Source organism: Pirellulales bacterium (assembly GCA_035533075.1).
Classification (GTDB): Bacteria; Planctomycetota; Planctomycetia; order Pirellulales; family JAICIG01; genus DASSFG01.
In genome coordinates, this window is sequence record DATLUO010000039.1 from 15,225 (window position 1) to 40,877 (window position 25,653).

The window sequence follows — 25,653 nt, forward strand, 5'->3', positions numbered from 1 at the left end:
GCTCCTGAACTGATTGGACTTGTGGAGGCGGCGGAAGAACAGGCCCGGACCGACGGAACGCGTCTTGGTCGCGGACGACGAAAATCGTCAATAACAGAGCGACCATCAACAACAGAGCCGCAATGCCAAACGCCACCGGTGCGACGGGCCGAACCCGCCCGCGCGTGCGACAGGCACGTCCGCCAAAACCGCCCGCCACGAACAGCACAAAGAACACGACAATGAATGGGAACCAGGCAACCATCATAGGGTTCATAGCGTCGCCGCCCTCCGTTTACCCCGTTCCCAGCTCGCGGACACCTGTACGGCCACCGACATGCTGACCGCCACCATCGTGCCCCAAGGCTGCGGGAACGGCAAAAAGGAATAGAGCAGCCAGGCCCAGAAGATGGCCACCACCACCGGCCACAGCCGCAGCCGCGAGGGACGCAAGGGATCGGCCTGCTTCCACCAGCGGACCAGCAGCATCAGGAAAGCGAAGTAGGCCATGTGCCCCACCAGGCTCGGCGCGCCGTTGGAGTCGTAGAACCGGGCGCTGACGTATTCTTCGGTGAACGCCAGCACCGGCGCGGGGTCTCGCCAGTCGGCCGTCAGCGGCACCAACAAAAAGTCTTTTACTCCCCAGGCCGCCGCGCCCAGGCCGAGGCCCAGCAACATCAGGGTCAATCGCCGCAAAGTCGAGTCGCCTTCGTGGCCCTCCCAGAGTTTGCTGGGAATGAGCACCAGCCAGGAGCCAAGCGTGCTGACCACCAGCAGCCAGGCGAGTTGCCCCGGCTGAAGCGTCTTGGCATGCACGACGCTCAAGAAGACGCTCATGGCGGCCGCCACGGCCGTCGATGCCAAGAGCGAACCGGTCAGCTCTTCCACTCGCTGCCGAGCTGTCTTCGGCGGTGCGACGGACCTGTCAGCAGCCGCTCGGCGATAATTGCGAAATCCGGCATGGGCAGCCGCCTGTCTAGGGACGGCCGGCGCCGCAGGCGCGACAGGCGCCGCGGGTTGGGCCGGCGCGACCGGTCGCTGAGCAGCGACGGCCGCTGGCTCCGCCGACGGCGTGCGACAGGCCATGACCACGCTGCGAATGGCGTAATAGCAGGCATAGACCATCAGCAGCGACACGGCCGTCGGAATGATCACGATGCCGTGCATCACCAGGATATATGCCGACGCGAGGATGATGGCCACCTTGCCGGGCCCCTGAATGCGACCCGTGTTCCAGGCGGTGGAGAATCGGTCAAAAGCGCTTCGAAAGGCGCGGGCGATCGGCTCTTCGTCGGCGACCAGAACGGCGGAGACGATGTCGCTCTTATGGTGCGGGCGTCTCGCCTGCGGAGTGGCAGTGGTGACACCTGCTTCTGGCGCAGAAGAGGGCGGGTTGCCTCCCTCGTGCGCAGCGGCAGGCGGGACGCCTACGCCACAAGTTGCACCCGCGTCCGAGGCGGTCTTCTTGCCATTGCTCGCTACAAACGTTCCGAGCGGCCCGGCCGGCAACAGGGCCATCAGTTCGCCCACTGTCTTAATGCGCGTGTCGGGGCTCTTGGTGAGCGTTTTGGCGATGGCCGAACGATACGGTTCTTCCACCCCGTCCAGGTTCGGCTCGGCGGTAAGGTGCTTCATCAACACCTCACCCACGCTTTCGCCCTCGAACGGCACGTGCCCGGTGAGCATCTCGTAGAGGATGATGCCCAGGGCATAGATGTCGATCTCTTTGCCGTAACGGCCGTTGCCGATCTCCGGCGCCATGTAATGCACGGTGCCGACGCTCTCGGTTTGCCCGCTGCGGCGACTGGCCGAAATAAACTTCGAGAGGCCATAGTCGCCGATCTTGACGATGCCTTCATCGCTGAAAATGTTGCCCGGCTTGAGGTCGCGGTGGACGATGCCGTGATCGTGCAAGTAGGTCACACCGGCGGCAATGCCGTAAAACCAGGCCAACAGCTCTTGGCGAGGCAATCCGTCGGGATGCCGCTCCAAGACGGCTTCCAGCGAGTCGCCGGCGACGTATTCCATCACCACCCAGCTATCGCCGGTCTCGTCTTGCTTGACATCGAACAGCGACAGCAGGTTGGGGTGTTTGAGATTCAAGCACTGCGTGACGCCGCGCAGCTCGACATCGAGATTGCGGCGGATGAGCTTGAGGGCCAGCTCTTTGCCGGCGTCGCTCGTGGCGTAGTAAACTTCGCCGAAGCCGCCGCGGCCGATGCCGCGCTTGAGCGTGTAGCCGTCGAGTGGCCGCGAACCGCTGGCGTAAGTGAACTTCATCGCCGCGGGCCGCGGGGCGGCTTCTGGTTCGGCTTGGGTCGCGCGGAGGTTCATGGCATGATCTTCGTCTTCATCCAGGCTAACGGCTGCGAGTTGCATTTGTCCACACTCACCCTACCAAGCTTTCGATACTGAGCGAAAAATCTTCGCCCGACACCTGCGATTTCAAGGTCAGCGGGCTGCCATCGACCACTCCCTGGCCATCGACTTGAAATCGCCCACTGCGTCGGCACAGCAGATCATCACCTTGCCGATAAAGAATCAGCTCTCGCGACCAATCTCCGCAGACCACATGGCTTTGCGTGCCCGGCCCCAACACGCACGACTCGGCCAGCAGCAGCACGGCGTCGGCCGAGGGCTGCGTGCGATGCCGGCTGACGAACTCCAGCCGCGCCGTGGCACTTAACGGGTGCGGCTGACGAAATCGCAGCTTCACGTTGCCCATCTCGATGGTCATTCCATCGGCCAGTGCCGTCGCCCGGTCGATCGACCGGCCGTCCAACCGCACGGGCCGGCGTGGCTCGATCAGGTAAGCCTCGCCGTCGCGGCGAAGCTTCGCGTGCCGCCGCGAAAGATCGCCCAGCACGGGAATATCGACCTGGCTCTCCGGCACGGGCTGACCAATCGTCACCTCAGCTCGCCCGCAGACCAGATAGCCCCCCACACCGTCCACCCAAAGCAGAAAACGGTCCATCGGCCGCCACGCAACGGCCGGCGGCTTGGGCGGCGTCGGCGAGGGACCGGTATATGTGTTCGTCGATTCATCCATCAAGTGCATTCCGACCGCCGACCAGGCCCGACTGCGTGCCTGCCGGGCAATCAGGTGATCGGGGCACAGCTCGATCAGCCTCTCGGCGTGACGCAAGACCTCCGCCCAATGTTCGCCGGCCAGCGCGGCGTGCAGGCGATCCGCAAGCTCGCGGCTTTCCGCTCTCTTAAGACTACACGCTCGAGCGGCGTCGGCCAACGCAGCCACGTGCGGCAACAAAGCGGCTGCCCGTGAATACTCGCACTCAGCCCGCGTCAGTTCGCCGCGGCGAGCGAACCGCTGCGCCGCGGCAACGTGGCCCGCCGCCTCGCGTAACTTCACGATGGCCGTATCTTCAGCGCGAGTGCGATCAAGTTGACCGAGCCGGGCCAGTGCGGCAGCCGGTTCGCCGGCCGCCAGGCACTGCTCGGCTTCATAAACGCGGCGCTTGACGACCTCCGCCAGCAGTTTTTTGGCGGGACGGAAGTCGCGTAGACCGCTCTGGCAGAGCAGCCGCCCGGCTTCGTCCAGTCGTCCGCCCCGAAAGGCGTCGGTCGCTTCGCGGAGTTTGAGTCGCCACATGGGGAAGGTCTTGGAATTGAGGGACGGCGCAAAAAACATCGTAGGGTGGGACCAGCGAGCTTGCGAGCGCCGGCCCACCATGTTCAAGGCGATAGGTGTTAGGACATGATCCTCACACCGCGCCTAATGCCCAACGCCTGAAGCCTGACGCCTGACGCCTGATGACGCCTGACGATGGTGGGCCGGCGCTCGCAAGCTCGCTGGTCCCACCCTACTACCTGCTTCTATTGCCGTTCCGCCACCGCGCCGACCGTCTGCGGTCCGCCGAAGTATTCGGCGACCTCATCGACGATATTCTCCGGGGCCGGCTCGCTGACGGGAATCTCGTCGCGGAACTCGCCCTCGGCGTTGACGAGCTTCTCGGCCACTTCCAGCCGCGTGCGAAGATCGGTCACCAGTTCTTTGACGCGCGAAAGCTGCGTGTCGTCGAACTTGTAGTCGCTCGTCGTCTGGGCCGCTTCGACCATTTTCAGGCGTGCTTCGAGCTGTTCCACGTCGACCTCGAGCTGCCGCCTGGCGGAAAGCATCCCTTCCAGCTTTTGCCGGGCGGCATCCAGGCTTCGCCGCCGGGCCTGGTGCATCTCTTTCAAGCTGGCCAGCGTGGCGTCGTTCGACTTGTAACGCTCGAAGCGGTTGGCCAGATCGAGCTTCACCTGTTCGGCCGAATAATCGCGGCCGGCATAACGGTAGCTGACCTTGCTGGCCGACAGATCGTCTTTGAGCTTCATCAGCTCGCCGCGGTCCTTGGCGAGCCGCGTCTCGGCGCCGTCGATCTTCTTTTCGAGTTGATCGACTTCGACCTCCTCGGTGGCGATGACGTGCATGTTTTTGCGGATGTCGGGCACCAACTCTTTGACCATCCTTCGCGCCCGTTCGATCTCGAATTCGATCGGCACGTTGTTCTTGACCGAATCTTTGACCCAACACGCCGAGGTGCGGACGTAGCTCACGGCCTCGCGTCCGCCGAACAGCAACACGGCCAGCACGGTCGCACCGGCACCTCCCCAAACCAATCGTTTCAGCATGATAGAACCCTCCCAAAGCCCGGCGGCAGCGCGTCAGCCGGTTCAGCGGTAAAAAGCATCCGGCGCCATCCAACATGGTCGCCAACAAGTTCTCTTCGCCGCTTGGCCAAGAATCTTGGGACTCCGGCTCAATTTTTTTCGGCGCCCGGCCGGCTTCGTGAGAAGTCGGGGCGTCGTCAGCGCCAGAACTCTCACGAGTTCTGCTACGCACACGGAAACTTACCCCACCAATGGGCCAACTGTCGGATTCCGACAGTTGCCACGCGGGCGACGACCATTTTCTCGTGCTAAACTTGCCTGAAGGGTAGGCCGGGCAGGCATCCAGGGAGCAAGGCCCCATGAGCGACCAAGCCGAGGGCGAACCGCATCTCAAGCACGTCAGCGTTTTTACCGACGGCGCCGCGGTTCCCAACCCCGGCGCCGGCGGCTATGGAGTCGTGCTGCGCTACGGCGAGCACGCCAAAGAACTTTCGGGCGGATTTCGGCGGACCACCAACAACCGCATGGAACTCATGGCCGCCATCGTGGGTCTGGAGGCGTTGAAGGAAAAATGCCGCGTCATGCTGCATAGCGATTCGAAGTACCTCGTCGATGCCATCCGGTTCGGCGCCGCTTTCAAACGCCGCAACGCCGCTTGGGCGGCGAATGTATCGGGCAGCAGGCGGGTGAAGAACGCCGACCTGTGGGAGCGGTTGCTGGCCGCCTACGATCGCCATGAAGTCGAGTTGGTGTGGGTCAAGGGACATGCCGGCATCGCCGACAACGAACGTTGCGACGCCCTGGCGATGTCTGCCTGCCAGCGGCCCGGTCTGCCACCGGACGAGGGTTACATCGAAGACGAGCGAGCGCCGGCCGGCCGTGCGGCAGAGTCGAATGTGAAGATCGTGACCGAAGGCCAAGCCTGCCGCAAATGCGGCACGCCGGTCGTCAAGCGGACGACTCGCCGACGTGCGAAGGCCACGCAAACCTATCGGTTCTCATGGTACCTGTTCTGCCCGAAGTGCAAGGCCATGTACATGGTCGAAGAGGCCAAACAGCCCATCGGGGGCGACGAGGCCGGCGCCGCCGAAGCGGCCCGTCAACCCAATCGGAACGGCCAGTTGTTTCCAACGTGACTTGGACGGCTCGATGAGGTGCAAAAACTTCCCTAGCCACCCGGTTTCCGTACCTTGGGGCTGGCCGCCAAGGGATCTTCCGGCCAGGCATGCTTCGAGTAACGCCGCTTCAGCTCCTTTCGGACGATCGGGTAGGCATTCTTCCAGAAACTGGCCAGGTCGGCCGTCACTTGCTGCGGCCGCATGTTCGGGGCCAACAGGTGCAGCAGCACCGGCACGCGTCCGCCGGCCACGCGAGGCGTGTCGTGCAACCCAAACATTTCTTGAATCTTCACGGCCAAAATAGGCGGCTGACCAGGTTCGTATCGCAAAGGCACCATCCGGCCGCTGGGAACGCGCAGCCGCTCGGGCGCCTCGCGCTGGAGTGCGGCAAGTTGCGGCCCCGTGAGCATCGCTTCCAGCGCCGGCACGACGGGCGCCCGACGCAGTTCTTCGAACGATTGACGCCCCATCGCCAGCCAGGGGAGCAAGCGACGCAACGGATTGTCGCCCAGATCCGGCAGGTCCAACTCCGGCATCCATTGCCGGAGAAAGCGGATGCGGGCCACAAAGCTGCTCGCCTCTTCATCGAGCGACAGCGTCCGCTCAAGCTGTTCGGCGGCGGCCGCGGCCAGCAGGGGCGCGGGATCGACGTCGCCGGGCAGGCTGGTCATCGCCTCGTCCAGCACCAGGTCGTCCAGCCGCGTGCGCCGCACCGCCACCACCCGCTCGCGGCTCCGATCGAATTCCACATCGACGCTCACGTGTACGCTTTCCGCCGGCAGCCAGTCGCGTTCGACCGCCGAAGCAAGCGGAACGAGCGACTCCGACTTGCCGGTTTCGCTCAGGCTGACACACACGAACAGCGGGGCGTCGCGCACCGCGCTGGCCCGCGACAACCGCACGCCGCGGCCGCCGAGCATCACCGCCCGCGGGCTGTGGGGCTCGCGGCGTCGCGCCAGGCGATCGGCAAAGGCCGCGAACAGCGAACGCAGCACGACTTCGTCGGCCGGTTCGCCCCGCGAGACGGCTCTGGCCGGCATGTCGGACAGCAGCCGCACGAGTTGTTTTCTCGATCGCAAAACCGCGCTGGCCGCCGCCGCGTCGAGTTGTCCGACGTCGCTATGGCGTGTACCCGACCGGTCGAACGCCTCGAGGGCGGCCACGCGGTCGAGAATGTCGGAGGGCGACGTGTGCCGGCTTTCGTCGTGGCGACCGCCGCGGAACGGATCGCGGTCCGAGAGCAAGGCGCAGGCCAGTGCCACGCGCGGCCCTTGGCCCCGTGCGTGTCCTTCGATCAAAGCACGGGCCAGCCGCGGATGCACCGGCAGACGCGACATTCGGCGGCCCAGCTCGGTGGCGCCGCTTTGGCCGCACGCGCCCAGCCGCCGCAACAGCCGCAGCGACTGCTCGATCGACGAGGCAGGCGGCACTTCGTACCAGCCAAAATGTTCCAGATCGGTTTCGCCCCAGCACAGCAATTCGAGCACGGGCCCGGCCAGATCGACACGGGCGATCTCCGGGCTTTCGAAATCGCGCAGGCCGGCCTGCTCGCGCTCGCTCCACAGCCGCAGGCAGATGCCCGGCGAAGTGCGTCCGGCCCGTCCGCAGCGCTGGTCGGCCGACGCCCGCGAGATGCGCGTCGTCTCCAAGCGGTCGATGCCCAGAGCCGCATCGGACCGCAACACGCGGGCCAGTCCGGAATCGACGACCGCCGTCACCCCCTCGATGGTCAGGCTGGTCTCGGCCACGTTCGTCGCCAACACGATCTTGCGGCGACGGCCCGGTTCCAGCACGGCCTGCTGCTCGTCGAGCGGCAAATCGGCGTAGAGCGGCATCAGGTCCGCGTCGTCGATGCGGCCGCCCCGCAAAAGCTCCCGCTCGGCCTGGCGGATTTCGGCCACGCCCGGCAGAAAGGCGAGCACGTGGCCGCCGGTTTCGCCGAGCAGTGTCTCCACGCCGCGGGCCACGAGCGGCGCTATCGGCCCCTGTGGCGAATGGGGCAGATAGCGCACCTCGACCGGAAACGTTCGCCCCTGGCTGCGGACGATCGGGCAGTCGCCGAGCCAGGCCGCGATGGGTTCGGGAGCGAGCGTGGCCGACATGACGACGATCTTCAGCTCTGGCCGCACTTCGAGCTGAACGCGGCGGGCCATGGCCAGAGCCAGGTCGGTATGGACGCTGCGTTCGTGGAACTCGTCGAACACCACAACGCCGATGTCTTCGAGAAACGGGTCGTCGGCCAGCATGCGGACAAAGACGCCGTCGGTGACGGCCAGGATGCGCGTGGCCCGGCCGGCCTGACGCTCGAACCGCACCTGGTAGCCGATCTCATCGCCGAGTCGCCCGCCGCGCTCGGCGGCGATGCGTGCGGCGGCGGCGCGTGCCGCCAGTCGCCGCGGCTGAAGCACGACGACCTGCCCGAAAGCGGCCAGGCCCGCGTCCAGGATGGCGGGCGGCACGCGGGTGGTTTTGCCGGCCCCGGCCGGCGCTTGCAGCACGACCGCCGGCTGTGCGGCCAGCGACGACAGCAGTTCCGCGAGGACAGCGTCGATGGGAAGGGGCGGCAGCGTCATGTTTGGTCGCTTACATCCGCCGGTCGAACCAGTCGGCAAAGTAGACGGCGGCCAAGACAGGTACAAACAGGGCGATGCCGCCCGCCGCTTTCATCAGCAACGGCCCTGCCGGCGGCGGGCAGACGTGCAACGCCAGCCCCATGGCCGCGGCCGTCGTCGCCGCCAACAGCGTTTTGAGGCCGAACTGAGCCATTGCCACAAAGTCCTATGCGCCGAGTTCCTCCCGAGAATATAGTATGTCCCTCAGACCACGATTACCAGAGTGGGGTCCGGCTTGCTTCGCCCGATTATCTGGCCCTGTCGAAGCGATTTGCAAGATGCTTATGGATAAGTCGGGGTAGGTCAATAGCGGGCTGGCGCGGTAGAATTTGCACGGCGATGGTCTTCGATTGCGCGGCATTCAATCCAAAATCGAAAATCCAAAATCGGCCTGGGGAATCAGCGATGAATCTTGTCAGAAAACCCACCCGTTCCGTCCGCATCGGCTCGGTGACCATTGGCGATAACCGTCCGGTGGCCGTGCAAAGCATGACGGCCACGCACACTCAGGACATCGACGCCACCGTGGCCCAGGTCAACGCCTTGGCCGAGGCCGGGGCCGACGTGGTCCGCATCGCCGTCGATAGCAGCAAAGACGCCGAGGCGCTGGGCGAAATCCGCAAGCAGACCAACGCCAACCTCTCCGTCGATCTGCAAGAAAACTACCGGCTGGCAACGCTGGTGGCCCCGCACGTCAACAAGGTCCGCTACAACCCCGGCCACCTCTATCACCACGAGCGTAGCAAGCCCTGGCAGGAAAAGGTCCGCTTTTTGGCGGGCGTGGCCGCCGACAACGACTGCGCCATTCGCGTGGGCGTCAACTGCGGCTCGGTCGATCCGGCCAAACGCGAGAAGTACGCGGCCGACGACTCGATCACCCCCATGCTCGAAAGCGCCCTGGAGCACTGCGAGCTTCTCGATTCGATCGGCTTCACGCGCTACTGCGTCTCGCTGAAAGATTCCGACCCCAGGAAGGTGGTGGAGGTCAACCGCCGCTTCGCCGACGAGCGGCCCGACGTGCCGCTGCACCTGGGCGTGACCGAGGCGGGCATTCCGCCCGACGGCATCATCAAGACCCGCATCGCCTTCGAGCAGCTCATCAGCCGCGGCATCGGCGACACGATTCGCGTATCGCTCACCGTGCCCAATCCGCGTAAGCCCGAAGAGATCGCCGCCGGCCGGCAGATTTTGGCCGACATCGCCGCCGGCCGGGTGCGCAGCGTCGTCGATTATGGTCTCTCGACGTTGAACATCATCAGTTGCCCGAGTTGTTCGCGGGTCGAGAACGAAGCCTTCGTCGAGTTGGCGCAGCAGGTGAAGGAGATGACGGCCTACGCACGCGAGCACGCCATCACGATCGCGGTGATGGGTTGCCGGGTGAACGGACCTGGGGAGACCGACGATGCCGACCTGGGGCTGTGGTGCGGGCCGAACCATGTGAACCTCAAACGCCGCAGTGAGCAGATCGGCGCGTTTGCCTACGATGCCATTTTGCCCAGGTTGAAGCAGGAGTTGGATGCGTTGATCGCTGCGCAATGAGGGATGAGGGATAAGGGATGAGGGATAAGGTGTGGCACAGTGAAAACGCGAACTCGATCCATCATCGCCGGCATCCTCGCGTGGAGCACCTTTGGGGCCGTCAATGGGTCCGTGATCGGGGCATCCATTCACCTCCTCGCCGGCCAAGCTAGGCCGTCGTCTCGCGGAATGCTGCTCGGCGCGCTAGGTGGCGGATTGGCCGGAACACTACTGTGGCTTCTCGTTGCCGCCCTCAGAAGTCTGCGCCACCAGCCACCACCCTGAATCCCTGCGCGCCGGGAAACCCTGAACCCAGAACCCTTCTCTGAACGCTATCCCGCCTCATGCATCACCGCCGCCAACTCGGTCAGAATCATAGCGGTGGCGCCCCATATCCGGTGTCGGCCCCATTGGAAATGCGGCACGCTCAACTCGATTCCCCGTTGACGCCGCGTGTGGCTGCCGCGCGCCGCCGGATCGAGCAGCCGGGAAAGGGGTACTTCGAGCAACTCGCTTACCTCGTCGGCGCTGGGACGGAACCGCGGCCGCGCATCAATGGCCGCCACCCAGGGAGTGACCAGATATTCGCTCACGAAGACGTAAATCGGCGACAGCGGGCCGAGCAGCGACACCTCGCTCGCTGGCACACCCAGCTCTTCCGCCAACTCGCGCAAGGCAGCCTGTGCGGTCGTCTCACCCGGCTCGCTGGCCCCGCCCGGCAGGCTGATCTGGCCGGCATGGGCGGTTAACGTCGCCGGACGCACCGTGAGCGGCAGATACCAGTCGCCGGCGTGCGGATAAAGCAGGGCGATCACGGCCGCGTCACGCGCGCGGCAGGTGGGCGGCCCGAAATGCCGGCCGTAACACAGCGACGGTTCCATTTCGCGTTGCACGGCCTTGCCGGGCAGGGGCGGCCTGGTCAACCGGTCTCGAATCGCTTGTAAAAGATCCGCGTTCATTCGCCTCCTGCCAAAAGCAGCATTCCGCTACAGTATACTGCGCGCGGCCACGAATGAGGCCATTGCGGTGGCTGGGGCTTACAATTCAAAGTTCCTGGCCGGGGCGGTTTTCGCTATATTCAGTGGTATGGCAAAGAAGAAACCCGACCCGTCGCGTAAGCCCGATCCAAAACCCGCCGACGACAAGGCCAAAGCCACCCCGCGCGACAGCCTGCGCGAGACGGTCGAATCGATCGTGATCGCCTTTGTGCTGGCGTTTCTGTTCCGCACCTTCGAGGCGGAAGCGTTTGTGATTCCCACCGGGTCGATGGCCCCCACGTTGATGGGCCGCCATAAGGACCTGGCTTGTTCCAACTGCGGCTATCACTACCGTGTCAGCGCCAGCGACGAAGAGCGGCGTGGAGGCGGCGACTGGGCGAGTTCGCTGGAGCGGCAGCGGCACGAGGTCCGCGCATGCACCTGCCCGATTTGCCGATATGAGATGCGGTTTGGCCGCGGCGACCCGGACGAATCGGTGCCGCACCGCTCCTATAAGGGCGATCGGATTCTCGTGGCCAAGTTTCCCTATGAGTTCAGCGGCCCCAATCGCTGGGACATCGCCGTGTTCAAGAATCCCGGCAGGGCCAAAGAGAACTATATCAAGCGGGTGGTCGGGCTGCCCAACGAGTCGGTCGTCATCTGCCACGGCGACGTGCTGACGGCCGGGAATCCCGCGGCCCAGGACCGGCTGCAAGGGGTGATCGACGATCTTCCCTCCGAGCTGAACGCCGAAGTTGTGGGCTTCTTGCAGCGGGAGAGCGTGTTGGAGATCGAGCGAAAACCGCCCGCCAAGGTCGAGGCCATGCTGCAGGTCGTCCACGATAACAATTATCTGTCGCCCCGCTTGCCCGCGCGTTGGTATCCCGTTGAGACGAACGCCGACCACTGGGAGCGAATCGACGACGCCAAAGGTTTTCGCTACGACGGCACGGGCGAGGGCGAAGCGCTGGCCGTGTATCAGCACCTCGTCGCCTCGCCGCAGGACTGGCGCGCTCTGGAGCAAAATCCGCGCATGACGGCCGAAGAGCTGCGGATTCAGCCGCAGCTTATCTCCGATTTCTACGCCTACAACACCGGGGTCTCCGACAACGATTTCTCCGGGTCCGACACGCGCGGCTCGCGGTGGGTCGGCGATCTGGCCGTCGAATGCCGCGTGGCGGTCGAAGGCGAGCGGGGCGATCTGCTGTTCGTGCTCGTGGAAGGCGGTTACTTCTTCCGCTGCCGCATCGACGTGGCCAGCGGCGCGGCCCAACTTTCGATTTCCAGCGACGCCCGCTTCGACGAGCAGGCTGCGGCGCCGCTCGCGGCGCAGACGGCAACGACGGCCATCCGCGGCCGCGGAACGCACCGCGTTCGTTTTGCGAACGTCGACGACCAGCTCCATCTGTGGGTCGATGGCGCGGTGGTCGCCTCGCTCCCCTTCCGGCCCTTGGAGAACGGCCTGCCGACCGAGGACGACCTGAACCCGGTGCAAATCGGCTGCCTCGGGGTGGCCGCCGAATTTCGCGACCTGCGCGTGCTGCGTGACATCTACTACGTGGCGAACAGCATCGGGGTATACGAGGACGAGGGGCACGGCCATGAGATACCGCTGCCGCCGGACCAGTGGCCGCCGTTGAACCAGTTGCGGGCGCTCTATTTCCCGCTCTCCGCCGACCGCTTTCTGGTGCTGGGCGATAACAGCCCGCGCAGTGCCGACAGCCGCTTATGGGACGGCCGCGACGAGGAAGGCAGGACTGAATACTACGTCAAGCGCGATTTGCTGGTCGGCAAGGCGCTTTACATTTACTGGCCGCACGCGCTGCCGTTGCCGGGCTTTCCGAATAGCTGGTTTCCGTTCATTCCCAACGTGCCCCGGATGGGCTTTGTGCGTTAAAAAGGGAGGATGGCCTTCCTAGGCCGTCCCGTTGATCGTGGGACGGCCTAGGAACGCCATCCTCCGTGTTACCGTCAAGGAGGACCGATGGAGAACGTCGTCATTTCGGTTCACGGCCTGGTGAAAATCTACGGCCGCCGGCGCGTCGTGGACGGGGTCGATTTCGACGTCCGCCACGGCGAGATCGTCGGGCTGCTCGGCCCCAACGGCGCCGGCAAGACCACCAGCTTTCGCATGGCCTGCGGCATGACCGAGCCCAACGCCGGCAAGGTGATCCTCAACGGTCTCGACGTCACGGGCTGGCCCATGTATCGCCGCGCCCGCGAGGGCGGCATGGGCTATCTGGCCCAGGAGTCGAGCGTGTTTCGCAAGCTGTCGGTTGAGAACAACTTGCTGGGCATGATGGAGATGCTGGGCTTCGACCGCAAGCGCCGCCGCAACCGTTGCGAGGATCTGCTGGAAAAGTTCGATATCGCCCGGTTGCGAAAGTCGCTGGCCATGTCGCTTTCGGGCGGCGAGCGGCGGCGGTTGGAGATCGCCCGCTGCCTGGTCTCCGACCCGCGGCTGATTTTGCTCGACGAGCCGTTCACCGGCATCGACCCGGTGACGATCGCCAGCATCCAGCAGATCATTCGCTCGCTGCGCGATTCGGGCATCTCGATCTTGATCACCGACCACCAGGTGCGCGAGACGTTGCAGATCACCGACCGCAGCTACGTCATCCGCGGCGGCCGGGTGCTTTGTCATGGCCGGCCGAAGGAAGTGCTCTCGAACCCGGAGGCACGCAAGTATTACTTCGGCGAAGGGATGGACATGCCCGACCGCGACAGCCACGATCGCCCGCATGCGGCGTAGTAAGGGAGGGTTAATTTCAGCAGGCGACTGCCCCGGAAGCTTGTTATAATTGAAGGATGCCCGACAAGTGGCGGGAATTGCTCTGGGAACGAGTGAGGTTGTACGTGAGTTAGCGGAAATGCTTTGCGCGGCCCAGACGGGCCGCGTCGAAATGTTTCCGTTTCCGTCACTGACCGGTCCTGACGATGCCCCGTGGCAAGGTATTCGCCGCGCAATGCAAAATGCCGATGCGATCCATTTCAGCCTCAAGGGATTGGCGAGAGACGATTTCCAAAGATGGCTCAAGAGCGGCTATCTCCGCTACGACCCCGGGCTGAACGAGTTTGGCTGGACGAACCGCGAGCTTTACGAAGTACTCACGTCCGAACATCTACTCGCGAAGACGACGTTTTATGGCGAGTCAGGAGAGATCATCGATGAGCCTACCGACTGGCTGGATTTGTCCTAATGGCGATCAAGAACTGACTGAATTGAGGGGCCTCCGTGCCGACGTACTTCGCTACTTCGCCACGCCACATCGGATGCTCGTCATTCGCGTAAAAGAGGTTGCCGGGAGCACCGAGCCACGATTCATTCTATGCACGGGCGTTTTGCGAATGGAGGTGCCGCCGAGTTGGTTGGTCGAGCGATTGCACTGTTCCAGGGTCGATGAAAATACTCTGCTGCTTGAAGATAGGCAACCATCAATGAGGGTCCAATGCTACGCTCTCAGAGTGTTCAGCGATGCCGAGTTCAAGCGATGGCTGGGTCCCGATTTTGCGCTGGTCGATCCCTCCGCTGAGGAATTTCATTCGGTTCCGCAACCCTCGGTCGCGACCTGATTCCGTCGACCGCAGCATGTTGCCTTTGAACGCGCGCTCGCTTCCTCCGCTCGACGACCAGGCTTGCTCGAACGCGAGCATGCTCTTAAACCCCTGCTCCCCTGACAATGCCGAGGGATGGGCACGTGGTCGATCAGCGCTGTAGATGGCGTCCCATTCGCCGGTGTTCCATGCGTACGACCACACATGATATTTCTCTTCGGCCCTATTCCTTGGCGGCCGCTTGGCGAGGCGCTGCTGGCGGCGCTCGATCGTGTCGCCAGCCGCATTGGCGCCGAAGCGATCAGCATCGGTGACGAGCGCGAAGGCGCAAACGTGCTCGCCGGAGCGACGATCCAGCAGATCCAGGTATGCCTGCCGCGCCTCGTCGCGGATGATCGAGCGAAAGTCGGCAAACGTCTCCAAGGTCATCGCTCGTTAGCTTGTGTGGGAGAGCGGCCGGTCGCGAAATTCATTCGGGTCATCGTTCATGTCAGTTCGCAACCTTGGCCATTGTTTTAGTATATCTTCATTGTCCGTCGGGCGTCAGATTGGTGCCAAGTCTGCCGAAAGCCACCAGCGTCCGCGCGGCAAGCTTCGGCGAAGGCATGGACATGCCCGACCGCGACAGCCAAGATCGCCCGCATGCGGCGTAGTAAGGCGTCAGGCATCAGGGGCCGGGCGTCAGGGGGCTCGGGGTTCGGGGTTCAGGAAATTGCAAATTGCGAATTGCGAATTGAAAATTGCCCAACGCCCAACGCCTGACGCCTTTCCAACGGTGGGACGGCGCTCGCCAGCTCGCTGGTGCCCATCTACGGCCTTCCTGAACCCTGAACCCTGAACCCCCTACGGCTTCGTCACGCGCAATGCAAATCGCAACGTCGGCAACTCGACCGACTGCTCGCCAAGTTGCAAATGCGGCTTGATCTGTACGATGCGGCGAATTGGGCTGGCCGTCGCGCCTTCGCCGGCTTGGAGCTTCAGCTCAAAACGTTCGACGCCGGGAGCAATCGTCGTAGACTCCGCGGCGACGCCTTTGGGCAATCCTGTCAACGTCAACTCGATGGCGGTCGCCGCCGAAACGTTGCGGACCACGCTGAACTCCACCTTGGCCGCACCGCCCTGCGGCAGGTTGATCTGCTGCGAGGCCAACTCGACCGTGGCCAGGGGCAACACGTTCAGGTCGAGCGGGAAGGTGGCCACTACGGGTTCCTTTTTGCCGGCCAGGGGCATCGTGGCCTGCACGAGTACGCGGTGCGGGCCGGGCGTCAGTTCTGTGCCGGCCGTCAATTCGATTTCGGCGGCGTTTTGTTCGGCGGCGATCTCACCGTTGGCGGACGCCAACCCGCTTGGCAGGTTGACCAGGCTGAGCTGAATCTTGCCCACGTAGCCCTCGCGTCGCTCGGCGGCGACCCGCAGCTTGACCTTGCCGCCCGGCACCAACCGATCGGCCAGCGAGGCCTGAATCGCCAATTCGGCCCCTTGCCGGCTGACGCCGACGGCCACGTCCGAGAGACGGGTTTCCAGCGCGCCATTGACCGGCAACGACGACCAAACGACCGGTTGCGTCGCCAGCCGCTTCATCGCCGGCACATCGGCCTGCGCAGCCGTGCTGCCGACGATGCGGACCAGCGAGGCACTGCTGACAGCCGCGAAATCGGCCGCCAGGTTGATGGTGGCCTCGTTCTGGCCGGCGGCGATGGTCGCCGCGCTTGCCCGCACGCCTTCGGGCAGACCTTCGACGCTGATCTCGATCGGGCCGATGTATCCGTTGCGAAACGCCCGGACCACGAGACTGCCGGTGCCGCCCCGGTCGAGGCTCAGCGAGCCGCTGCCGATGCCCGCGTATGTGGCTTGGACGGGACCATTGCGGCGTCCGGCGGGCGGAGCAGCATTGGCGATGGCCGGCTGAACGACCAGCTCGAAGTCGGCGGCCGCCGGGCTCAGTTCCAGACGATAGGCGTACTCCGGCCCGCCGTTGCCATAGCGGTCTTCGATCGCGAGGTAATAGTCTCCCTCCACTGTGGCCGTAAACTCACCCAGCGGGTCGTCGATGGGCGGCGTGGCGATGGCCCGCACGACCGGCGGTTCGCGGGGCACCGGCTGGCGGTCGTCGAGCGAAAGCAGCTCCTTGCCGCCGGCCTCACTCACGGTGACGAGGGCGTCGAGGGGACTGCCGAGCTGCTGGGCAGCCACGCGCAAGGCCAGCTTGCCGCCCGCCGCGAGGTGAAAACGAAACACATCACGATCGCCCGGCCGGTCGACGCGGCCATTGACGGTGACGGGCCAATTTACCGGCGCCGCCTGCGGTGGCTCGTCGTTCGGTTCGTTCTCCAGCACCTCCGGCGCGTCGCCGACGGTGAAAAACGCCGGAGCGGCAAGCACGTCGTCGCCGAACGGGAATTGCCAGCGCATAAGTTGCCACGACGGGTCGCCCGTCAAATCGACGGTGTGAATGAACGGCTGGTCGAGCGTGCCGCCGCTGAAGGTGACGGGCACCTTCGACCCGCGCTGGCCGCCCAGGGGATACATGGCGGTGGCGAAGGCGATCGGCCCGATCCGCAACTGGTAGGTGGCGAAGTCGGCGCCGGCGTAGGTGAGGTCGCGGAGACGAAGACAGTAGCTGCCCGACTCAGGGAATGTGTAGACCAGGCGGTTGTCGGGGGCGATGTCACGCGGTGCGGCCGACTGCTGCGCCAGCTCGCGTCCGGCGGAGTCGAAGAGCGTGAGCACCGGCCGCAACGGCGAACCGAGCCGCTGGGCGAGCACGTCGAACACGACTCGCTGGCCGGCCGCCGCGTCGAAGCGAAACCAATCATGGTCGGCCGCCGCGAGCACGCCGGATACCCCGCAAGGCCAACGCACGGGCGTGGCCTCCGACAGGCTGTTGTTGTCTTCGTGCTCCTCGGTCTGGGGCCAGGGGTCGATGCGCACCAACTTGGGATTCGACAGGCCGTGCTTGGCCAGAAAGTAGCAGGCGAAAACACCGGGCGGAGCGTCGGCGGCCACTTCCACGGCCACACGCGCTTGCTTGGCCTCGACGGCGAGAACTTTGGCCAGCTTCACTCCCGGCGGCCCGACAATGCGGTCAAGGTCTTCCAGACGCTCGCCCATGACGGTCACTTCCACGGTTTGTCCGCGGGCCAAGCCGGTCGGCTGCAAATGATGGATGGCGGGCATATCGTCGCGCAGCCGCTGGGCGACCATCTGGGCCCGCGCCGGCGATGCCGCCAGAAGCACCGCGAGAAAGAACGTCCGCCATGCCATGCGAAATTCCTAGCGACGCGCTGAAAGAATTGCGATACCGTGCCGAAACTATACCCCTACTTCGCCGCGGGGGTTTCAGTATTGTACCGTCGCCCGCGCCCTTCCGCTTGCGGAGCAAGCGGGCCACGTAGCCCGCTCGCTCCGCGAGCGGAACGGCTTTGCACCACCTGCTCAACGTTTTCCGTTCACGAGAGCGTTCCATGGCGTCGGCGCCCTTCCGCTTGCGGAGCAAGCGGGCCACTTGGCGCATAAAAAAGCCCTTCGCAGGCGGGGCAGGTACCTGGAAGGGCCGGTAGCCGGAGTTGCCTCCAGCCGCCGCGTAGCATTTTGAGAGCCATCCCGGTGCTTGTCAAGTGGTGAAAAAACAAAAACATCCGTTTCGGCCAAGCCGCGGCGCATGACCACCGCGCAGCAAAAAAGACGTGGCCGCTGCTGGCTTTTTTTGACAAGTTGCTGACTTGTCGCCAATTTGCTGACCTGCAAACTTTCGCTTGCATTTTTCAGCTCACGGTCACGTCTTACGGTAACGGACTTTTGGGCGATTCGTTTCCTTTCGGATTTGAAATCACCCCGCTGAGTTGGAAAGCCTTTCGGTTTTCGGTTCAGCTTAGGTCCGTTACTTAATTGAATAGTAGGCCTGTCCAGTGACCGAGAATAGCTGGACACATGTCTCTAACTCGGCAGCAGCTTGCGAAATTCGGCGAACAGATAATCGCTGTCGTGCGGGCCGGCCGAGGCCTCGGGATGATATTGCACGCTAAAAGCCGGCAGCCCGCGGTGGCGGACGCCTTCAATCGTGTCGTCGTTCAAATTCCGGTGCGTCACCTCCAACTCCGCCGGCAATGACGACTCATCCACCGCAAAGCCATGGTTCTGGCAGGTAATCTCAACCGCGCCGGTGAGCTGGTTCAAAACAGGCTGGTTCGCTCCCCGATGGCCGAATTTGAGCTTGAACGTCCGCGCTCCGCAGGCCAGCGACAAAAGTTGATGCCCCAGGCAGATGCCGAAGACGGGCGCCTTGCCCAGCACTCCGCGGATGGTGTGGATGGCGTAAGTCAGCGGTTCCGGGTCGCCGGGGCCGTTGGAGAGGAAGATGCCGTCGGGCCGCTGGGCCAGCACTTCGTCGGCCGTCGCCGTGCCGGGCAGCACGGTCACACGGCAGCCCAGCGAACGCAAATGCCGGGCGATGTTCCATTTCATGCCGTAGTCGAGGGCCACCACGTGCGGCAACCGGGCGCTTTCGGGCGCGACGGTCTCTCCGCTCAGCTTCGACCAGGGGCTCAGCTCTTCGGTCCACGCACGGATGCCTTCGGGCACAACTTCCCGCACCAGGTCGCGGCCGACCAGTCCGGGACTTGCCTGGGCCTTGGCCACCAGGCTGCGGTCGTCGAGATCGACGGTCGACAGGACGCCTTTCATGACCCCTCGCGTGCGAAGCCGCCGCACCAAGGCCCGTGTGTCGATGCCGGCCAGCCCCACTACGCCGGCCGCCGCCAGATAATCATGCAAGTTGCCCGAAGCTCGGAAGTTGCTCGTTTGCCGGCTCAACTCGCGCACTACGAAGCCGGCGAGATGCGGACGCTGGCTCTCGACGTCTTCGCAGTTGACCCCGTAGTTGCCGATTTCGGGATAGGTCATCGTGACAATTTGCCCGCGATAGCTGGGATCGGTGACGATTTCCTGGTAGCCGGTCATCGACGTGTTGAAGCAGACTTCGCCATCGACTTCGCCGGCGGCGCCAAAGGAGACGCCGGCGTAAACAGTTCCGTCTTCGAGTGCGAGCTTGGCAGGTTGGGTCATGGTTCCGGATCTGCGGGCAGGGCGGCGGTGCTTAAAGTCGTCCAGTGGAGTTGCCCGATAGCTGTTTACGGCTGTGGGTCTCCGGGCGAAGCAAACCACGGTTTGCCAGTCCGGACAGCCTCTGATGAGGGCCCTTGTACCGGCGAACAAGGGCCCTCAGTTTTTTTCTCCGCGCGACAAAAGTATACCCAGCCGGTCGGGCCGGGAAAAGTGGCGGCTTCGGGCCGGTCCCCGTAGCCCTTTCACTCCGCGAGACCCGTGGTTTCTACTCGCCGGCGCCACGCAACCGAAGCACCGCTTCGATCGCGAGCTTGTCCGGATCGTCGGCCATGCGAAGCACAAACCGGTCGAGCTGAGCGAGCAGATCGAGCAAGGCTTGCACGGCGGTTTCCGCTTCGGGGCGGCTGTGTCCTTGGCCGAGCATGTTTTGAGTGATCAACAGCTCTTGATTGTCGGCCAAAATGGCGGCCAGCGGCGCGGCCTCGATGGTGAAAGCCGTGTTGTCCTTCAGCGCGGCGGCCGTTCCGCCCGGTTTCAACGCATCGACGACCTGCCGCACGATTCCGACCGTCGAGCCAAGCACAAAATGATCGTCGATTCGGGCGCAGGCCGGGCCAAAGTTGTACTGCACGGGAGCCTTGTCCTTGGCCACCTTCGCGTTGTGCAGATACGCCGACTTGGAGATCGTCGTGCCTCGATACTCTTCGGTCGACAACAGCAACTGCGGCTTGCCCTGCTGTGCTCCCGTGATATTGACGATGCCGATGATCTTTTGATAGGCCATCAGCAGTTCGGGGGCGAAGTCGTCGGGGTGCTTGAGTTTGAACACCAGGCCGAAGGCCGGCAGCTTCAAGGCGGGCGTCGGTTTGTCGGCCCCATATTCCTGCCTAGCAACGATCAATTGCACGGGCGCGTCGAGCTCGCCGAGCACCTCCGGACCAAAATCGCGGCCGGAGAAGAACAGCCCGAACTGCGTGTCGGCCTGGGCGAACCTGGCAACGACCGTTTCGTCGAACAACTCGTCGCGGGCCAGCCACAGACCCGCCAAGTCGCGGAACATGGTGAAGGCGCCGATCGTGCCCGGCGGCATGAGCGCCGTTTCGTCGGCTTGGCGGGCAAAGAACCACGCCCGTGAAGCGCTCGTGGTCGAAGCCTGACGCGGCAGCTCCGTCCGCAGCCGCAAAGTATCGGCGTCATAGCTGACCGACGACGTCACGTAGGGGGCTTGCTTGATCGCTTCGATCACGCCGGCCAGCAACAGTTCGATCAGCGGATTGTCGGACCGTTTATTCAGCGCCTGTTGCACGTGGGCGTCTTGACGAAGGGCGGCGAGATTGAGCCACGACCAGCCGAGGGCCCCGGCAGGCTGCTTCGACCGGCACTGCGCGAACTCGGCGTTGGCGGCCAGATTCTTCGCGGCGGGGTCGCGATAACGGTCGATCGCCGACTTCAGAACCTCCGACTTGTTGCTGATGAGGAGTAGGTCGTCGACGACGACGTGCATTGCGTCGCCACCGAAGCTCCAGCCGGTGAAGCCCTGGTACTCCTTGGATTTGACGGGCGATGGGCGGCCGTTCATTTTGGCGTCGGCCTCGATCAGTTCCGCCAGGGTACCGTTCAACTTGGCCAACAGGCCGGGATTGCGGCTGCGGATGGCGATCAAGCCCGATTGGGTCGCCGGATCGAAATTCGCCGAAACGCCCCCGCCCAACAGATCACGCACGGCCGCCTCCCAGGTGGTTCCCAGCCGCGTTTCCAGCACTCCCACCACGGCCTGGAGCTGCTGATACTGATCGCTCCGCAGGTATTTTTGATAGCCTTCGACGTTTTCCAGCAGCTTGCGCGTCTTGGACGCCAGAGCGAAATCGAGCAGCGGTCCAGGATTGGCCAGCTCCGCATACCAAACCGCCGTTTCGGGCGCGAGCTTCGCCGCGTCGGTCGCTTGGCCACGGGCGACGGAATCACACAAACCAACCAGGCAAACCAGCAACAGAGCAAATCGGCGACGCATTCGGTTCTCCGTGAGAGACGGCGGGCAACGGTGCGAAAAAGAGGGCGGTCGTCGGAATGTACCCGGAAGGTGGGCCGTGGGTTTCAAGTTTCTTGCGATCGAGCACGTCGACTATCGAACCCGCTTCCGTTTCCGTGTCGGTGGCCGCCTTCGACCGCCTCGGCGGCGGCCAGGCCCGTCAACGTCGCCATCGCCGTTGCCTGGAGCCGGACAGGTGCCCTACAATGGATCAGTTCAGGTTCATACCAGGACGACCAATGATTGCACACATGCCTCCCGCCGATTACGTGGATCCGGTTATCGAGGTTTACAAGAAGGACGTTGACCGTTCGTTGCTGCGCGAGAATCTGAAACTCAGCGTCGCGGAGAGGTTCGAAAAGTTCATGCATTTTATGAACTTTGCAGCCGAGCTGCGAGAAGCAGGAGCGTCGCGCGAGGCTCGGCGCAGCGAATGAGCCTCACGTTTGAAGCATTGTTGCCCGTCTTGGTGAAGGGCGAGGTGCAATTCATCGTTATCGGTGGAGTGGCGGGCATCGCGCACGGCGCGGCCCGCGCGACGTACGACGTTGATGTTGTCTATGCACGCGCCCCGGAAAACATCCGGCGTTTGGTGGCCGCCCTCGAATCGCATCAGCCGTACCTTCGCGGCGTGCCGCCTGGATTGCCGTTCAAATGGGACGAGCCGACCGTGCAGGCGGGACTGAATTTTACGCTGACCACCAAGATCGGCGACCTTGACTTGCTGGCCGATGTCACTGGCGGCGGCTCGTATGAACAGGTGTTGCCATTTTCCGAGGAGTTGGAAGCGTTCGGCGTAAAGTGCCGTTTCGTGAGCCTCGAAAAACTCATCCAATTGAAGCGAGCCGCGGGACGCCCGAAGGATTTCGAGGCAATCGCCGAGCTGCAAGCGCTCTTAGAGGAGCGACGGTCGGGATCTGATGCCACCAGCTAAGCATCGGCGGTCTTGATACGTCACGCCGCGCTCCGTTCTTTTGAAACTCGCCGCCCTCGCGTCGGGTATCTCTATCTGAACAGACCTAACTCCGGTGAGATGTGCGATGGCGGCCCAAGCCCACGATGGATCGAATCCCCTGGCAGGCGTCGAACCCGCCTGGGCCTGGGCGCCTTATCAGCCCGACGCCAAGACTCCCTGGACGCGCGAATTGGCCAGCCATCTTTATCGCAGGGCGGGCTTCGCCGCCCGTTGGGCCCAGCTCGAAGAGGCGCTCGCCGTGGGGTGCCAGGCGACCGTCGATCGCTTGCTGTCGGGCGGCCCCGACACAGAAAGCTTTTATCACGAGGCCGCGCGATCGGTCGAGTCGCTGCTGGGCTCGGGCAATCCACAACAATTAGCGGCCTGGTGGCTCTATGTGCTGGTCCACTCGCCGCACCCGTTGCGCGAGCGGCTCACGCTCTTTTGGCACGGTCACTTCGCCACCTCGGCCGCCAAAGTGACCGATCTACGGATGATGTATGCCCAAAACTCGCTGTTCCGCCAGCACTCGCTCGGCCGCTTTGGGGCCATGCTCGACGACGTTTCCAAAGACCCGGCTATGCTCGTCTGGCTCGATGCGACCACCAATCACAAGGCCCGTCCGAACGAGAACTTTGCCCGCGAGGTGATGGAACTCTTCTGCCTGGGTATCGGCAACTACAGCGAGCACGACGTTAAAGAGGCCGCCCGGTCGTTCACGGGCTGGGAATTGAGGCAAGAGAAGTTCCGCTTCAACCGCTACCAACACGATGTCGGCCAGAAAACGGTGTTGGGCCAGACCGGCGCCTGGACCGGTGACGACGTGTTGCGAATCCTGCTCGGCCAGCCGGCGACGGGCCGCTTTCTGGCGCGCAAGCTGTTTCGATATTTCGTCAGCGAGACCGCAGAGCCGCCCGCCGCCTTGCTTGAGCCTCTGGCCGCGGGGCTGCTCCAGCGCGATTATGATTTGGGTTGGCTCGTGCGCACCGTGCTTGGCTCGAATTTGTTTTATTCGCCCTATGCCGTGCGGCAGCGGGTCAAAGGGCCGGTGGAATTGGCGGTGGGGCTGTTGCGATCGCTGGAGGCGTCGGTCAATACTTACGCGCTGCATGAAGACCTGCAGAAGCTGGGCCAGGGCCTTTTTTTTCCGCCGAACGTGAAAGGCTGGGATGGCGGCACTGCCTGGATCAACTCCTCGACGCTCGTCGGACGCGCCAACCTGGTGTGGGCGATTGTGAGCGACGATGGCCGGATGAAAACTCGCGTCGTTGCGGACCGGCTGGCCGCCCTGGCCGGCGCCCCACAACCGGCGGCGAAGGCGGCGCGATTGGAAGAGTTGTTGTTGGCCTGTCCGCTGCCGGACGCCGTGCAAGTGCAGCTTGCCTCGATCGCCTCGGCCGGCGACGGCGGCGAGCGACAGCGGCTCGCGAGGCTGATTCACGCCGTCGCCACATTACCAGAATATCAATTAGGGTAGAAACAATACCTTGTCGGCCAGCCGTACTCGGAGATGCAAATGCAAACGCGACGCAAGTTTCTGCAAACCACCCTTGGCGGCTCGATGCTGTTGTCGACCGGACTCAGCGCACCGGCCTTTCTGGCCCGCGCCGCCCACGCGGCCCAAGGCGCGTCGGGCGAAAAGGTGCTCATCGTCGTGCAGTTGAGCGGCGGCAACGACGGGCTGAACACCGTCGTGCCTTATGCCGACGAGGCCTACGAAAAAAACCGCATCGTGCTGCGAATACCCAAAGATCAGGTGCTGAAGATCGATTCGCAGGTGGGGCTGCACCCGCAGATGACCGGCTTCCGCAAGCTGATCGAGAGCGGCCGATTGGCCATCGCGCAGGGCGTCGGCTACCCAAACCCCGATCGCTCGCACTTTCGCTCGATGGATATCTGGCACACCGCCAGGCCCGAAGTCGAAGACAAGCGCGACGGTTGGCTGGGCCGCTGCCTCGATTGTTCGGCCGGTGCGGCGGGCGGCGATGTGCCCGCTCTCCATTTGGGCCCCAGCCCCTCGCCCTTGGCGCTGGCCAGCTTGAAAACGGCGGTGCCCTCCATCGAGTCGCTGGAAAGCTTTCGGCTCAGGGCCGACGGCGGCGCTTTGCCGCTGCCGTCGCTAAGCAAACTGGCCGAGGCGGCCCGGCCCGACGCGCCCGAGCTTTTGGAGTTGATGCGTCACAGCGCGCTTTACGCTTATGCTTCGAGCCAGGAAGTGCAACAGGTGCTCAAGCAAGAAAAAGAAGCCTCGCCGTATCCCGCCTTCGCGTTGGCGCAAAAACTCAAGCAGATTGCGCAACTCATCGACGCCGGCCTGAAAACGCGAATCTATTATGTCTCGCACGACGGCTTCGACACGCACGCCAACCAACTCGGCGGGCATGCCGCTCTGCTGGGCGAGCTTTCGGCTTCGGTCTCGGCTTTTGTGGAAGACCTGGCGCAGCGCGGCCAACTCGACCGCGTGCTCGTGCTGTGCTTCTCCGAATTCGGCCGGCGCGTGCGCGAAAACGCCAGTCAAGGCACCGACCACGGCACCGCCGCGCCGGTGTTTCTGGCCGGCGCCGGCGTGCAACCGGGCGTGATCGGCTCTCAGCCCAGCTTGACCGATCTGGACGGCGAGGGCGATTTGAAATTCCACACCGACTTCCGCCGCCTTTACGCCACGCTGCTCGAAAGCTGGCTCCGTTGCTCCAGCGAAGCCGTGCTGGGCAAGAAGTTCGAGCCGCTCGGCATCTTTAAAGCCTGATATGGCACACGTTCTCGCCGTCCTTCGCTACTTGGTGCGGCCCATGCATGCTCGAGCTGCCGCACATGGAAGATATCTGGAAAGCCAATCGAGCACGTGATGATTTCGCTATGCTCGTGGTCGGCCGCGAAGAAACCGACGACTCGGTAACGGAATTCAAGCATAAGCGGAACTACTCCTTTCCCATCGCGGCCGATCCGGAGGGTGCTGCATATTCGCTGTATGCGAAAGAATTGATTCCGCGAACCTATCTCATCATGCGGGACGGCACGATCTGCTTTGCCAGCACCGGTTTTCAAGAGGACGCTCTTGCGGCACTCAAGGCGGAACTCGCCAAACAGCTCGGTGCATCGCCCTAGCCTGGATGCCCATAGTGCCGTATTCACCTAAAAGTCGGCCCCGCCGATCCAACGGGCTCGGGGACCCTTGCCGCGCCAACCAAGCAGCCCGGCTAAAGCCGGCTCAAGATTATTGATGATGTTCGTC

Annotated in this window: 20 protein-coding genes; 10 read left to right on the forward strand and 10 right to left on the reverse strand. The window is 63.8% G+C overall.

The features are described from left to right. Nucleotides 1-252: 252 nt before the first annotated feature. The 3 genes from VNH11_04515 to VNH11_04525 form a co-directional block, all read right to left on the reverse strand. A complete protein-coding gene (locus VNH11_04515; GenBank protein ID HVA45629.1) occupies nucleotides 253-2,358 on the reverse strand; it encodes a serine/threonine-protein kinase in 2,106 nt (701 codons plus the stop codon). A 10-nt stretch (nucleotides 2,359-2,368) separates the two neighbouring features. Beyond that, a complete protein-coding gene (locus VNH11_04520) occupies nucleotides 2,369-3,589 on the reverse strand; it encodes an FHA domain-containing protein (protein ID HVA45630.1) in 1,221 nt (406 codons plus the stop codon). A gap of 224 nt (nucleotides 3,590-3,813) precedes the next feature. Beyond that, the gene (locus VNH11_04525) at nucleotides 3,814-4,614 is read right to left on the reverse strand and encodes a hypothetical protein (protein ID HVA45631.1); all 801 of its coding nucleotides are present in this window, start codon (nucleotides 4,612-4,614) and stop codon (nucleotides 3,814-3,816) included. Between the two features lie 338 nt (nucleotides 4,615-4,952). Between VNH11_04525 and rnhA the strand changes: the two genes are divergently transcribed. After that, nucleotides 4,953-5,729: a ribonuclease HI gene (gene rnhA / locus VNH11_04530; GenBank protein HVA45632.1), complete on the forward strand. Its 777-nt coding sequence runs from the start codon at nucleotides 4,953-4,955 to the stop codon at nucleotides 5,727-5,729. Nucleotides 5,730-5,761: 32 nt separating this feature from the next. Here rnhA and hrpB read toward each other — a convergent pair whose 3' ends face one another. Both hrpB and VNH11_04540 read right to left on the reverse strand, forming a co-directional pair. Next, nucleotides 5,762-8,284, reverse strand: a complete 2,523-nt coding sequence (gene hrpB / locus VNH11_04535) for an ATP-dependent helicase HrpB (GenBank protein HVA45633.1) — start codon at nucleotides 8,282-8,284, stop codon at nucleotides 5,762-5,764. Between the two features lie 10 nt (nucleotides 8,285-8,294). Continuing rightward, nucleotides 8,295-8,477 (reverse strand): hypothetical protein, encoded by a 183-nt coding sequence (locus tag VNH11_04540; protein HVA45634.1) that lies wholly within the window; start codon nucleotides 8,475-8,477, stop codon nucleotides 8,295-8,297. 251 nt (nucleotides 8,478-8,728) lie between these two features. Here VNH11_04540 and ispG point away from each other — a divergent pair, with 251 nt between their 5' ends. Further along, on the forward strand, nucleotides 8,729-9,862 hold the full coding sequence (ispG, locus tag VNH11_04545) for a (E)-4-hydroxy-3-methylbut-2-enyl-diphosphate synthase (protein ID HVA45635.1): 1,134 nt from the start codon (nucleotides 8,729-8,731) through the stop codon (nucleotides 9,860-9,862). 311 nt (nucleotides 9,863-10,173) lie between these two features. Here the strand turns inward: ispG and VNH11_04550 are convergent, their stop codons facing one another. Next, nucleotides 10,174-10,800: a CoA pyrophosphatase gene (locus tag VNH11_04550; protein ID HVA45636.1), complete on the reverse strand. Its 627-nt coding sequence runs from the start codon at nucleotides 10,798-10,800 to the stop codon at nucleotides 10,174-10,176. A 127-nt stretch (nucleotides 10,801-10,927) separates the two neighbouring features. Between VNH11_04550 and lepB the strand changes: the two genes are divergently transcribed. From lepB to VNH11_04565, 3 genes are all read left to right on the forward strand, one after another. Further along, entirely contained in the window at nucleotides 10,928-12,715 is a 1,788-nt protein-coding gene (gene lepB / locus VNH11_04555) for a signal peptidase I (protein HVA45637.1), read from the forward strand. Nucleotides 12,716-12,802: 87 nt separating this feature from the next. After that, entirely contained in the window at nucleotides 12,803-13,570 is a 768-nt protein-coding gene (lptB, locus tag VNH11_04560) for an LPS export ABC transporter ATP-binding protein (protein HVA45638.1), read from the forward strand. A gap of 49 nt (nucleotides 13,571-13,619) precedes the next feature. After that, complete coding sequence (locus VNH11_04565) at nucleotides 13,620-14,018, forward strand: hypothetical protein (GenBank protein HVA45639.1); 399 nt, start codon at nucleotides 13,620-13,622, stop codon at nucleotides 14,016-14,018. Between the two features lie 235 nt (nucleotides 14,019-14,253). Here VNH11_04565 and VNH11_04570 read toward each other — a convergent pair whose 3' ends face one another. The 4 genes from VNH11_04570 to VNH11_04585 form a co-directional block, all read right to left on the reverse strand. Beyond that, on the reverse strand, nucleotides 14,254-14,802 hold the full coding sequence (locus tag VNH11_04570) for a DUF4303 domain-containing protein (protein ID HVA45640.1): 549 nt from the start codon (nucleotides 14,800-14,802) through the stop codon (nucleotides 14,254-14,256). A gap of 414 nt (nucleotides 14,803-15,216) precedes the next feature. Then, nucleotides 15,217-17,637, reverse strand: coding sequence for a PPC domain-containing protein (locus VNH11_04575; protein HVA45641.1), 2,421 nt, complete (start codon nucleotides 17,635-17,637; stop codon nucleotides 15,217-15,219). 672 nt (nucleotides 17,638-18,309) lie between these two features. Next, complete coding sequence (gene carA, locus VNH11_04580; GenBank protein ID HVA45642.1) at nucleotides 18,310-19,437, reverse strand: glutamine-hydrolyzing carbamoyl-phosphate synthase small subunit; 1,128 nt, start codon at nucleotides 19,435-19,437, stop codon at nucleotides 18,310-18,312. A 265-nt stretch (nucleotides 19,438-19,702) separates the two neighbouring features. Continuing rightward, nucleotides 19,703-21,448 (reverse strand): DUF3352 domain-containing protein, encoded by a 1,746-nt coding sequence (locus VNH11_04585; GenBank protein HVA45643.1) that lies wholly within the window; start codon nucleotides 21,446-21,448, stop codon nucleotides 19,703-19,705. A 269-nt stretch (nucleotides 21,449-21,717) separates the two neighbouring features. Here VNH11_04585 and VNH11_04590 point away from each other — a divergent pair, with 269 nt between their 5' ends. From VNH11_04590 to VNH11_04610, 5 genes are all read left to right on the forward strand, one after another. Continuing rightward, nucleotides 21,718-21,903: a hypothetical protein gene (locus tag VNH11_04590; GenBank protein HVA45644.1), complete on the forward strand. Its 186-nt coding sequence runs from the start codon at nucleotides 21,718-21,720 to the stop codon at nucleotides 21,901-21,903. After that, entirely contained in the window at nucleotides 21,900-22,400 is a 501-nt protein-coding gene (locus tag VNH11_04595) for a hypothetical protein (protein HVA45645.1), read from the forward strand. Before VNH11_04590 ends, VNH11_04595 begins: the two co-directional genes overlap by 4 nt. Before the next feature lie 106 nt (nucleotides 22,401-22,506). Continuing rightward, a complete protein-coding gene (locus VNH11_04600) occupies nucleotides 22,507-23,898 on the forward strand; it encodes a DUF1800 domain-containing protein (GenBank protein ID HVA45646.1) in 1,392 nt (463 codons plus the stop codon). A 39-nt stretch (nucleotides 23,899-23,937) separates the two neighbouring features. Beyond that, complete coding sequence (locus tag VNH11_04605; GenBank protein HVA45647.1) at nucleotides 23,938-25,167, forward strand: DUF1501 domain-containing protein; 1,230 nt, start codon at nucleotides 23,938-23,940, stop codon at nucleotides 25,165-25,167. After that, nucleotides 25,167-25,526 (forward strand): TlpA disulfide reductase family protein, encoded by a 360-nt coding sequence (locus VNH11_04610; GenBank protein HVA45648.1) that lies wholly within the window; start codon nucleotides 25,167-25,169, stop codon nucleotides 25,524-25,526. The genes VNH11_04605 and VNH11_04610 overlap by 1 nt, the downstream gene beginning before the upstream one ends. The last annotated feature ends 127 nt before the right edge of the window (nucleotides 25,527-25,653 follow it).